11 protein-coding genes are annotated in these 10309 nt (G+C 63.5%); 6 read left to right on the forward strand and 5 right to left on the reverse strand.

Translation table 11 applies throughout. From position 1 onward, the window contains the following. Both DID96_RS36820 and DID96_RS36825 read right to left on the reverse strand, forming a co-directional pair. A partial coding sequence (locus tag DID96_RS36820; RefSeq protein ID WP_260463770.1) for a helix-turn-helix domain-containing protein occupies positions 1-187 on the reverse strand: 187 nt, incomplete at its 3' end. Positions 188-274: 87 nt separating this feature from the next. Then, a complete protein-coding gene (locus DID96_RS36825) occupies positions 275-904 on the reverse strand; it encodes a LysE family translocator (RefSeq protein ID WP_124604152.1) in 630 nt (209 codons plus the stop codon). Between the two features lie 338 nt (positions 905-1242). On the opposite strand from DID96_RS36825, the gene DID96_RS36830 reads away from it, so the two are divergent. The 5 genes from DID96_RS36830 to DID96_RS36850 all read left to right on the forward strand — a co-directional run bounded on the left by DID96_RS36830 (position 1243) and on the right by DID96_RS36850 (position 7059). After that, positions 1243-2400 carry a M20 aminoacylase family protein gene (locus tag DID96_RS36830; RefSeq protein ID WP_124604136.1) on the forward strand — a complete coding sequence of 386 codons (1158 nt, stop codon included), beginning with the start codon at positions 1243-1245 and terminating at the stop codon, positions 2398-2400. Positions 2401-2469: 69 nt separating this feature from the next. Beyond that, positions 2470-4149 carry a sodium:solute symporter family transporter gene (locus DID96_RS36835; RefSeq protein ID WP_260464160.1) on the forward strand — a complete coding sequence of 560 codons (1680 nt, stop codon included), beginning with the start codon at positions 2470-2472 and terminating at the stop codon, positions 4147-4149. Between the two features lie 14 nt (positions 4150-4163). Further along, a complete protein-coding gene (locus tag DID96_RS36840; RefSeq protein ID WP_185732490.1) occupies positions 4164-4499 on the forward strand; it encodes a DUF485 domain-containing protein in 336 nt (111 codons plus the stop codon). A 406-nt stretch (positions 4500-4905) separates the two neighbouring features. Continuing rightward, positions 4906-5967, forward strand: coding sequence for a porin (locus DID96_RS36845; protein ID WP_124604140.1), 1062 nt, complete (start codon positions 4906-4908; stop codon positions 5965-5967). Between the two features lie 51 nt (positions 5968-6018). Further along, on the forward strand, positions 6019-7059 hold the full coding sequence (locus tag DID96_RS36850; protein ID WP_260464161.1) for a LysR family transcriptional regulator: 1041 nt from the start codon (positions 6019-6021) through the stop codon (positions 7057-7059). A 91-nt stretch (positions 7060-7150) separates the two neighbouring features. On the opposite strand, the gene DID96_RS36855 is transcribed toward DID96_RS36850, so the two are convergent. Further along, a complete protein-coding gene (locus tag DID96_RS36855; protein WP_124604144.1) occupies positions 7151-7771 on the reverse strand; it encodes a LysE/ArgO family amino acid transporter in 621 nt (206 codons plus the stop codon). A gap of 101 nt (positions 7772-7872) precedes the next feature. On the opposite strand from DID96_RS36855, the gene DID96_RS36860 reads away from it, so the two are divergent. After that, on the forward strand, positions 7873-8766 hold the full coding sequence (locus DID96_RS36860; protein WP_124604146.1) for a LysR family transcriptional regulator ArgP: 894 nt from the start codon (positions 7873-7875) through the stop codon (positions 8764-8766). 51 nt (positions 8767-8817) lie between these two features. On the opposite strand, the gene fnr is transcribed toward DID96_RS36860, so the two are convergent. Together fnr and DID96_RS36870 are read right to left on the reverse strand one after the other, a co-directional pair. Continuing rightward, entirely contained in the window at positions 8818-9564 is a 747-nt protein-coding gene (gene fnr / locus DID96_RS36865) for a fumarate/nitrate reduction transcriptional regulator Fnr (RefSeq protein WP_124604148.1), read from the reverse strand. A gap of 148 nt (positions 9565-9712) precedes the next feature. After that, complete coding sequence (locus DID96_RS36870; RefSeq protein WP_124604150.1) at positions 9713-10180, reverse strand: universal stress protein; 468 nt, start codon at positions 10178-10180, stop codon at positions 9713-9715. Positions 10181-10309: the final 129 nt, after the last annotated feature.

The following is a 10309-nucleotide window of genomic DNA, read 5'->3' on the forward strand; positions in this document are numbered from 1 at the left end:
GGGCAATGCGCTTGCGCCACAGGCAGACCGTTTGCACCGAGACACCCAGCTCCCGCGCAATCACCGTATTGGAGTGACCCTCGTGGGCCCACAACGCGATCCGCGCCCGCATCACGTCTCGCTGCGTGGCCGTCTTCCGCTCAATCAGCGATCGCAGTTCCTGTCGTTCTTTATTCGCCAGCTTCACTGGCGTTGCATGTCGGCCTCGGCTCATCCAGATATGATAACCGAGGCAGTTATTTATTCAATCTATTTACGGGATGTTGTACTAGCTTCACGCGTTACGCCGATACAGGCTGAGTGCAACGGCCAACCCTGCCAACATGCCGGCGCAGCCCCGATTCAGCCACTGCAGCGCGCGCCCGGACAGCGCTTTCATCGCATGATGGCCGCCGATCGCGTAGACGCTCATCAGCGCGATGTCGATGAGCGCCGTCACGATCGCGAGCGTGACGTATTGGTGCGTCACGTTTGTCCGGGTTTGAATGAACTGCGGCAAGAAGGCGGAAAAGAACAGCAGGCCCTTGGGGTTGGACAGCGCGACCAATAGCGAACGCCGAAATGCGGACCAGCCGTCGTACGCGGTGTTCGTCTCCGTCATGTCAGCGTGGGAGAGCATGGCGGGCGCGCGCCAAAGTGCCCATGCGAGATACAGCAGATAAGCGGCACCGATCCACTTCACCGCGGCGAACAATTGCTCCGATGCTTGCAGAATCGCACCCAATCCGCATCCCACAGCGCCGATCAGAATGAGATCGGACAATGCAGCGCCGGCAATTCCATAGGCCGCGACACGCAAGCCGCGCGTCGCGCCGTTATTCAGCGCCAGCAGCATCGTCGGCCCCGGCGTGATGGTGACGGCCGAGACCGTGACCACGTACAACAGAAGTGTCGTTGAATTCAATTCCAGACTCCGAAACAGATTGGTGGATGTCACTCTGCCGATTCGACGGACGAACATTGTCATCGAATTTTGCGTGCTCGTCGTCGCGTTCGTGTTGCCGGACACGAGGCGCGATGCGCTTCGGGGTGAGCTGCATCGGCCCGGACAGCACAATGGCGGACGGATCCCGCCGCTGCCAATGGCGCTTGCCTATGCACTCCCTACATAGGGAACGCCGGAACTTTGCATTGGACGGCTCATTTTGCGATTTCTAGAATCGGGCGAATGTTGAACCCTGTTCAAAGGGTTCGTTTCCCCCGCCGCGCTTGCCGCGCGTCAGCAATACCAGGAGTCGCTTCATGCAGATCAGTACGCCCATCGCCGCGCTGTCCGAGGACATGAAAAGCTGGCGCCGACAGATCCACAGTCGCCCGGAAATCGCGTTTCAGGAAACCGGCACTGCCGCGTTCGTCGCGGACTTGCTGCGCTCGTTCGGTGTCGACACGCACACCGGCATCGGTCGCACCGGTGTGGTGGGCGTGATCGATGGTGAAGGCGGGCCCGGTCCCACGATTGCGCTGCGCGCCGACATGGACGCGCTGCCGATCCACGAAGAGGGCCGGCCCGTTTATCGCTCGGTCCATCACGGGCTGTTTCATGGCTGCGGCCACGACGGACATACCGCGATCCTGCTCGGCGCAGCGAAGCTGCTTGCCGGTCATCGCCGGTTCAAAGGGCGTGTCGTGCTGGTATTCCAGCCGGCCGAGGAAATCGTCAAAGGCAGCCAGGCGATGCTCGACGATCAGTTGCTCGAGCGTTTCCCGTTCGACGAAATCTACGGGTTGCACAATCATCCGCAGCTTGAACCGGGGAAAATCGGCGTACGCGTCGGTTCGCAGCTTGCCGCGGTGGACTTCTTCTCGATCGAGATTCACGGCACCGGCAGTCACGGCGGGACGCCGCATTGCAGCGTCGATCCGATCGCGATCGGTGCATTGCTGGTGAGCGCGTTGCAGACGGTCGTCAGCCGCTCGATCGACCCGCTCGACAGCGCGGTCCTGAGCATCTGCCAGTTCATTGCGGGCGCGACGGCGAACGTCATTCCGGATCGCGCATCGCTGCAGGGCACCACGCGCGCGCTGTCGCCGATGGCACGCGAACGCGTGCATCGGCGCTTGCGCGAGATCTGCGAAGGCGTCGCGCTGTCGCACGGTTGCACGATCGATCTCGACATCTCGCACGGCACGCCGCCGACGATCAACGCGGAAGCCCCGGCGCGGTGCGTCGTGGAGGCGGCGGGCACGGTCGTTGGCGCAGAAAACGTGTTGACCGACGTGGAGCCGCTGATGGCGGGCGATGACGTCGCGCGCTTTCTCGAAGCGCGGCCCGGCTGTTATTTCTTCCTCGGGCAGGGCGGGCGTATGTGCCATCACCCCGAATATGACTTCAACGACGACGTGGCGCCGATCGGTGTGGCGATATTCGACGAAATCGTGCGGCTTCGTCTCGGCGCCTGATACCACGGGCACGCGACCGAATCGACGTCGCGCGATCCGAACATTCATAAGAAACTGGAGGAGAACATCATGGGACACGGAACGTTCCGCGTCCGACGGACGCTGGCCGTCCTGTCGAAAGGCGTGTGTGCCGCGCTCGTATCGGGCAACGCATGCGCGGCCGGCACGGTCGTGAAGGGCGTCGCGAGCGGGTATACGCTTGCGCCGTTTCTGTTTTTCGTCGCGTTGACGCTGGGTATCACGTACTGGGCTTCGCATCGAAACCGTTCGGTATCGCAGTTCTACACGGCAGGCGGCGGCGTCACGCCATTGCAGAACGGCTTCGCGCTGGCCGGCGACTACATGTCCGCATCGTCGTTCCTCGGCGCGGTCGGCATGATGGCTGGCTCCGGTTACGACTCGATCATTTACGGCGTCGGCACGCTCATCGGTTGGCCTATCCTGTTGTTTCTCGTCGCGGAACCGTTGCGCAATCTCGGACGCTTCACGCTCGCCGACGTCGTCGCGTTCCGTCTGGAAGAGCGTCCGGTGCGGATTCTCGCCGCGGTGAATTCGCTGGTCATTGTGCTGTTCTATCTCGTCATCCAGCTGGTCGGAGCCGGCAAGCTGATCCAGTTGCTGTTCGGTGTGCCGTACATGGTCGCGATGCTGGCGGTCGGCGCACTGGTGCTGGTCTATGTGCTGATCGGCGGCATGCTGGCCACCACCTGGGTGCAGATCGTGAAGGCGGTGCTGATGCTCGCGATCGGCACGTATCTGGCATTCAAGGTGCTGCAGGCGACCGGCTTCAGCGCGAACCAGCTGATCGGCGCGGTGGTTCAATCCCATCCGGCCGGCGCGGCGGTGCTTGCGCCGAGCCGGCTCGTCACGGATCCTGTCGACGCCATTTCGCTCGGCATGTCATTGATCTTCGGCATGGTCGGGCTGCCGCATATCCTGAGCCGCCTGTTCACCGTGCGCGACGGCGCCGCAGCCCGGCAATCGGCGTTCTATGCGACCGGGCTCATCGCGTGGTTCTATACCGCGGTCGTCGTGATCGGCGCAGGCGCGATCGTGTTCGTGCTCCGCAATCCCGCGTTCGTTGATCCGGCAACACATGCGCTGATCGGCGGCGGGAACATGACGGCGATGCATCTGAGTCATTACTTCGGCGGCGATGTGTTCCTCGGCATCATGTCTGCCGTTGCGTTCGCCACTATCCTGGCGGTTGTCGCGGGACTGACGATATCCGGCGCGTCGGCGGTCGGGCACGATCTGTACAAGCGAATCGTGTGCCGGGGGCAAGCGGATCCGGCGCGCGAACTGACGGTGTCCCGCTGCGCGACGTTCGTGCTGGTAGCGGCCGCGTTGCTGCTGTCGCACGCCGTGCAGAATCTCAACATCAGCTTCCTGGTCGGACTCGCGTTTTCGATATCGGCAAGCACCAACTTTCCGATCCTGATGTTGTCGATGTTCTGGCGGCGACTGACGACGCGTGGCGTGCTTGCGGGGGGAATCATCGGACTGGTGTCATCGGTGGGTCTGCTCGTCGCCGGGCCGACGATCTGGGTGGGTATTCTGAAACACGACGTCGCGCTCTTTCCGTACGCGAATCCGGCCTTGTTTTCGATGACGCTGGCGTTCGGCGCCGCATGGCTTGCGTCGATCACCGATGCGTCAGGTCGCGCGGCGGCGGAGCGTGCGCGCTTCGATGCGCAGATGTTCCGCAGTGTGACCGGAATTGGCAGCAGCGCTGCTCAAACTCACTGACCGCTGGAGCAACTATGTCGAATATCGATCTGACGACGTCCAATCCGGCAGGCGTCGCGGCGAACCCGAACGGCGCGCCGCACACTGCCGATGTCGCCTGTCTGGTGCAACGCCGGATTCGTTTGAGCCTCGGCATGAGCGTGCTCGTGCTGGTTGCGTACTTTGCTTTCATCCTGATCATCGCGTTTGCGCCGGGCGTGCTGACGCTGCCTTTCGCCGCAGAGTCGCGCGTGACGGTCGGTATTGTGATCGGCATCGGCTTGTACTGGTTTTGCGCGATCGCGACGGGTGCATACGTGTGGATAGCGGGCCGGTGGATCGACCCGCTCGTTCGCCGCATTGCCCAATGAGCGAACCGACGGCAAATCCGGATTCGCGGCAATGAAATGCGGCGCACGACGGTGCGCTGAATGGTTGCCATTCGGCATGCCTGCGCCTGCGTAGAGACAGTCGGACAGTCGGATACGTGTGTGCAGATCGTCGCCCTTCGCGGTAGTGCGAGGTCAGCCTGAGGGCGAGCAATATGCGCCCGAACCGTGTCTCCATGAGCGCGTATCAGTTCTACAGCTGATACTTAAATGATTCGATATGCGAATGAATTGGTCGAGCGGCGTTTCATGCTGACGATGCGTCGACGGAAATCGGGAAAGCGCCTCGGTCGCTGGTCCCGACGACACGGCGCCGAACGAAGCAGGCGTGCCGGCCGAGTGACTGAGCCACGGGTAGTCACGGAACCCAATCAAGCGATGGAACGAGATGAATCATAAGAAATCAATGAGGAGACTGGCAGCGGCTTCGCTGACGCTTGCGTGTGCGATCTGCATGGGCACGGCGCACGCGCAAAGCTCGGTGCTCATGTACGGCATTCTGGATGTCGGTGTGCAGAGCCTGACCAATGCCGGAAAGGACGGCACATCGGCGTTGGGCATGCTGGGCAGCGCATTCTTGCCGTCCCGCTTCGGATTCAAGGGCGACGAGGATCTCGGTGGTGGCTACGGTGCGATCTTTCAGCTCGAGAACGGGTTTGACCTCGGCAAGGGTACGCTCGTAACGCCAGGCACGCTGTTCAACCGGCTTTCGAGTGTCGGGATTCGATCGCCTTATGGCCGGCTGACGTTCGGGCGTCAATACAGCGTTCAGTTCGACAAGACGGTGCTCTACGACCCGACGTATTTCGCCAATGATTCGACGCTTTCGCTGAATCTGATCCCGCTCGCGACACTCCGGCTGAATAATGCGGTGAAGTTCCAGTCGGAGTCGTTTTACGGATTCAATGTCGACGCCGAGTATGGATTCGGCCAACAACTGCCCGGCAACACGCTGGCCGGCCGTTATGTCGGTGCGGCGCTCGAGTATGTCCGCGGAACGTTTGCCGCTCGCGTGCTCTACGAGCAGAGTCGGGGTACGAGTAACGGCGGCATCGATGCGTCCGGACACTCGGATGAGCGTTACAGTGCGGCGCTCCGTTATACGGTGGGCGGCGTTACGCTGTCCGCGGGAGTCACCCGCGTGCTGGGCGACCTGCAACCGACGCCGCGCGGCACGATTTACTGGGGCGGTGCAAAGGGATTCGCGACGCCGACGATTCAATGGTACGTGCTGGGCGGCCGTTACGATTTCCAGCGCGCCCCCGAACATCCGACGCTATTCGTCGGTGGTGCAGAGTATCTGCTGTCGAAGGCGACGTTTGTTTATGGTCATGTCGGCACGGTCTGGAACTCGGGCGACAGCGGGTTCGGTGTCAACAGCTATTCAAACGTGGGCCAGCGTGGCAAGAGTCAAGTCGGCGTGAGCGTCGGGATAAACCACAAGTTTTGAGCCGAGCGTCGCGCGCGGGGAGTGCGTTTGGAATGAGGTCGGTTGTCACGCGTGCGGACGAGCGGGCGCGCCGTCGCTGCGCCCGCGCCGGATGGGGGCGGCGCGACTATACTTGGCGTTTCTGGCCGTATGGGCGCTGTCCGTGAACGCGTCGCGTCCTGTCCCGGGTGTCCAATGAATCTCCGCAAACTGCAACACGTCCTCGCGCTCGCCCAGTATCAGAACTTCAGTCGCGCATGCACGGAGGTACATCTGAGTCAATCCGCGCTGTCCCGAAGCATCCAGTCGATCGAATCGGAACTCGGTTTTCCGTTGTTCGACCGCAATGCGCAACGCATCACGCTGACTCCGCACGGCAAGGTATTCGTCGATCGCGCACGGCGGATCGATTTCGAGGTTCGGGAACTGATGCGTGATCTCGCGCTGCTCGAGCGCGGGGAATTCGGCGAGATATGCATTGGCCTGGGCGCGACACCGGCCGCGTTGCTCAGGCAACCCATCCTGACGTTCGGGGCCGTCAACGCGCCCAACGTGCGAGTGATACTCAAACGCGGCAATACTGCGGATCTGCTCGGCATGTTGCTGGCGGAGCGCATCGACATGTTTGTCGGCGACATCGCATCGCTCGCGCCACAGCCGGAAATCGAGATCACGCCGCTGCCCAGATGGCCGGCCGCCTTCTTTTGCGGTCGCGCGCACCCGCTTGGCGGCATGACACGTGTATCGCCGGAAGCGTTGCTGACGTACCCGGTCGGGTGCACGCATCTGTCGAAGTACGCGCTCGACGATCTTCAGCAGCATCTCGGATCTCCAATTGCCGATCGCATCAAGCTCCAGAGCGACGATTTCGGGGAACTGGAAGCCGCAGCCGCAGTGAGCGACGTCGTCATTCTCGGTAGCCGTCCTGTTTTCGACGAGGCGGTCCGGGCGGGACGATTGCATCAGATACCGCTCGATCCGCCGCTGGCCGGTTCGGCACGTTTCGGAATCGTGGTGCTCACGGGCAGGACCCAGTCTGTCACGATGTGCAGGATCAACGCGCTGGTGCAGGATGTATTCAACAAGTTCGCGGAAGGATCGTCGACGATCTGAGGCCGCGGGAGCGCGGGTTCGCTGCGCTTCGTCACGGCACGCGTTGTCCGTTGCGTGGCCTTGCGTGGCTGTTTGTGCGGCCGCCCGTGCGTTACCGCAATTGCACGGCCGCGAGAAACAGCACCATGCTGCCGATCGCGCCGTCCAGCACGCGCCACGCAACGGCCTTGCGGAACCACGGCGCAAGCAGACGCGCGCCGTATCCGAGCCCGAGGAACCACACGATGCTGACCGTCATCGCGCCAATCGCGAACGCGAGCCGCGCACCTTCCGGCTCGCGCGCGCCGGCCGTGCCGATCAGCAGGAACGTGTCGAGATACACGTGCGGATTGAGCCACGTGAACGCGAGCGTCATCAGCACGACCGCGAGCGCGCCTTGCGGCGGCGGAGCGACCGCGTCGCCGCGCACGTCGAGCGTTTCGTGCGCTGGCTTGAACGCGCGACGCAGCGCGTTGATGCCAAACCACGCGAGATACGCGAGGCCGACGTACAGCACCGCGTGGACGAAGGTCGGATAGCGTTCGACGAGCACTGATGCGCCGCCGACGCCCGCGCCGATCAGGATCATGTCGGACAGCGCGCAGAGCAGCACGATCTTGCCGACGTGCGAGCGCATGATGCCCTGGCGCAGCACGAACGCATTCTGTGCGCCGATGGTGACGATGAGCGACGCGCAGAGTGCAGCGCCGTGGGAAAAAGCGAGCCAGTTCATGGTAATTGCGAGCAGTAGACGAATGAATCGGGTAGCGCTAGTCTGCGGTGTCGGCGAGGCTAAGAAAAGCTAAATCGTCTAATGCAGATTAAGGAAATCTAATGCTCGACTACGCATTGCTCGATGCGCTCGCGGCGGTGATCCGGCACGGCTCGTTCGAGCGCGCGGCGAAGGAGCTGAACGTCACGCCGTCGGCCGTGTCGCAGCGCGTGAAGTTGCTCGAGGAACGGGTCGGCAGCGTGCTCGTGAAGCGCGGGCAACCGTGTGTCGCCACGACGTCGGGTGCGCTGCTGTGCCGCCACACCGAGCGCGTGCAGTTGCTCGAGGCGGAGCTGTCCGGCCGGATACCCGCATTGCCGGGCGCGCTCGCGGCGGACTGGCCGACGCTGCGCGTCGCGGTGAACGACGATAGCGTCGCGACCTGGTTCGTCGACGCGGTGGCGCCGTTCTGCGCGGAGCGCGAGACGCTGCTCGACCTCGTGATCGACGACCAGGACCATACGGCGGCGCGGATTCGGGACGGCAGCGTGCAGGGTGCGGTGACCGCGCAGGCGGAGCCGATCCAGGGGTGCCGCTCGACGCGGCTCGGGCGCATCCGCTATCGCGCCGTGTGTTCACCCGGGTTTCACGCGCGCTATTTCAGCGCGGGGATCAACCGCGATGCGCTGAGCCGCGCGCCTTGCGTGATGTTCAATTCGAAGGACGGATTGCAGGCGCGCTTCATCCGGCGCGTGACGCGCACGGACCTCGATCCGCCGCAGCACTGGATACCGCATGTCGCCGGTTATCTGCGCGCATGCGAGACGGGGTTGGGATGGGGGATGTGTCCGGACCGGATGGTCGAGCGCCAGCTGGCGGCGGGCGAGCTCGTCGACATGTCGGCCGGGCGCACCGTCGACATCGAGCTGTATTGGCAAAGCTGGCGCCTGTCGATCGGCTGGCTCGACGATTTCAGCGCGGCGCTCAAGGCGCGCGCTGCGTTGTTTCTCGATTGAAGGGGCCGGCTTGCTGGCTTTGCGCGCTCGCCGGCCGTCATATCCTGCAGATCAGACCTGATGCAGCCCGTCGAAATCGACGATGTGCACGAGGCGCCCGTGCATCTCGATCAGGCCGCGCTTCTGGAACTTCGACAGCGTGCGGCTGACCGTTTCGAGCGTCATGCCGAGGTAGCTGCCGATGTCCTCGCGCGTCATCCGCAGGTTGAATTCCGTCGGCGAATAGCCGCGCTTCAGGTAGCGCGCCGACACGTCGAGCAGGAATGCGGCGACCCGCTCTTCGGCGTTCAGCGAGCCGAGCAGCATCGTCTGCGATGTTTCGCGCACGATCTGCTCGCTCATCAGCTTGTGCATCCGCAACTGCATCGAGCCGGCTTCGGAGCACAGCGCCTTGAGCGCGCTGTAGGGAATCACGCAGACGGAGCTGTCTTCGAGTGCGACCGCGGTGCGCGGATGCGAGTCGTCGCAGATGCCGTCGAGGCCGAGCGCTTCGCCTGCGAGATGCAGGCCGGTGACCTGCTCGCGACCGTCGTGGCGCGTCGCGACCGTCTTCAGCGAGCCCGAACGCACCGCATACAGGTTGTCGAAGGCGTCGCCTTCGCGGAACAGCGCTTCGCCGCGCTTCACCGTGCGCGCGGCGCAGATCACCGCTTCGAGGCGGCTCAGCGCTTCGGGCGCCAGGCCCTGCGGCATGCACAGGTGGCGCATCGCGCACGACGAGCAATGCGAAGCCTGGCGGGGGGCCCAACTTCCGACGTGGTGCGTGGCGGCAGTGCGTGTGGCGACGGGCGTCAACATGATCGTGTTCTCCGGCGTTGAATCGACGGAATCATTGTCCCACCGCAATCTGTGCTTGTCGGGTGACAAAACGTCGCGACCCGCCGCGCGGGGTTGCAGCGGCCCGTCAGCGCCTACCACCACCTGCCGCGCCCGGACTTGATGCTGCTCAGCTCGATTGCTCGTCGGCGTGCGCGGCCGCGGGAATCAGCAGCACGGGCAGCGATGCATGCCGCACGCATTGCTCGGCGATGCTGCCGAGCACGAGGCGGCGAAAGCCGCGGCGGCCATGTGTGCCGAGCACGAGCAGGTCGGCGCCGAACGCGTTCGCGCCTTCGAGGATCAGCGACGCGACGTCCGCCAGCGACGACGCTTCGCCGAGCCTGGCCTCGCCCTTCACGCCGGCGGTCTGCATCCGCTGCGTGAATTCCTTCGCGAGATCGTTGCCCTGCGCGACGAGCTGATCGCGCAGCACGGACGGATCGTAGCCGGGCACGTTGTAATAGATCGCGGCATTCTCGACCACGTAGAAAGGTTGCAGCTCCGCGCCGTGCGACTGCGCGAGCGCAAGCGCGGCATCGAACGCATGGCGGGAGGTGTCGCTGCCGTCGACGGCAACCAGGATACGTTTGTACATAGGCCTCTTTTGAATTTCGAGTGGGTGGTATCGTCTCGTTTTTCCTGTAGACAAGAAGGTAAATGATGCACAGCAAGCTGTTCGAAGCCGCCCTGGGTGTGAACGCTCCGTGGTTTGTGAGCGGTGTCG

The organism is Burkholderia sp. Bp8963 (genome assembly GCF_003854275.1).
GTDB lineage: Bacteria > Pseudomonadota > Gammaproteobacteria > Burkholderiales > Burkholderiaceae > Burkholderia.

Coding starts and splice junctions, on each gene's coding strand:
- DID96_RS36830 (WP_124604136.1), top strand. CDS start 1,243: ATGCAGATCAGTACGCCCATCGCCGCGCTGTCCGAGGACATGAAAAGC.
- DID96_RS36835 (WP_260464160.1), top strand. CDS start 2,470: ATGGGACACGGAACGTTCCGCGTCCGACGGACGCTGGCCGTCCTGTCG.
- DID96_RS36840 (WP_185732490.1), top strand. CDS start 4,164: ATGTCGAATATCGATCTGACGACGTCCAATCCGGCAGGCGTCGCGGCG.
- DID96_RS36845 (WP_124604140.1), top strand. CDS start 4,906: ATGAATCATAAGAAATCAATGAGGAGACTGGCAGCGGCTTCGCTGACG.
- DID96_RS36855 (WP_124604144.1), bottom strand. CDS start 7,771: ATGAACTGGCTCGCTTTTTCCCACGGCGCTGCACTCTGCGCGTCGCTC.
- DID96_RS36860 (WP_124604146.1), top strand. CDS start 7,873: ATGCTCGACTACGCATTGCTCGATGCGCTCGCGGCGGTGATCCGGCAC.
- fnr (WP_124604148.1), bottom strand. CDS start 9,564: ATGTTGACGCCCGTCGCCACACGCACTGCCGCCACGCACCACGTCGGA.
- DID96_RS36870 (WP_124604150.1), bottom strand. CDS start 10,180: ATGTACAAACGTATCCTGGTTGCCGTCGACGGCAGCGACACCTCCCGC.